Below are 712 nucleotides of genomic sequence, written 5' to 3' on the forward strand. Positions count from 1 at the left end.
CCCACCCCGAGGACCTCACCGAACAGCCCCACCAGTATCTGTTCCCGCTCCGAGCGCGGCGCCCGATACCCCACCCCGGACACGATCTGCGGGTCCGGTAACGCCGCACGGTCGAGTTTCCCGTTCGGGGTCAACGGCATCGCCTCGACTGCCATCACCATGGCCGGGACCATGAACTCCGGCAACCGATCGGCCACAAACCGCCGCACATCCGCTATCAGCAGGCTCACCCGCGGATTATTGGTATACCGCGTCGGGTCCTTCACCGGTGACGAGGCCACGAACACATCGGTGAGCTGTTTGCCGCGCGCGAGCGCAGAGTCCACGAACACCGCGTCCATACACCCCGCATGCGTCGACCACGTCACCGCGGTGGTGAACCCCAACCCCTCCCCCAAGATATGCAGATCCTCCGGAAGAAAACCCTCACCGACTCGATCCGCGCACGCCTGCATGGTGGCTTCACGACCTACCAGCCCCTCCCCCATGACAACGTGACGACCCGAACGGACCTCGTGACCGGCACGGACCTCGTCGACCAATCCCAGATGGGGAATGTCCAGGACCCGGACGCAACCACCACGCCGGGTACTCAGCAACGTCTCCAAGGAGTCGACGCAGTGGTCGGTGAACCGGATTCGGGGTGCCTCTGCCAGCGACAACACCGCGATCGGACGCTTACGGAGGATCACGTCATAGCGGTAGCGGGTCA

The 712-nt window shown here is 64.6% G+C and carries 1 protein-coding gene; it reads right to left on the reverse strand.

All coding sequences use genetic code 11. The annotated features are described in order from the left end of the window. Positions 1–692: hypothetical protein (locus ACX4ZE_RS22910; protein WP_480275535.1), on the reverse strand; the 692-nt coding region annotated here is incomplete at its 3' end. Between the last annotated feature and the right edge of the window lie 20 nt (positions 693–712).

The organism is Nocardia sp. TBRC8007 (assembly GCF_056629435.1).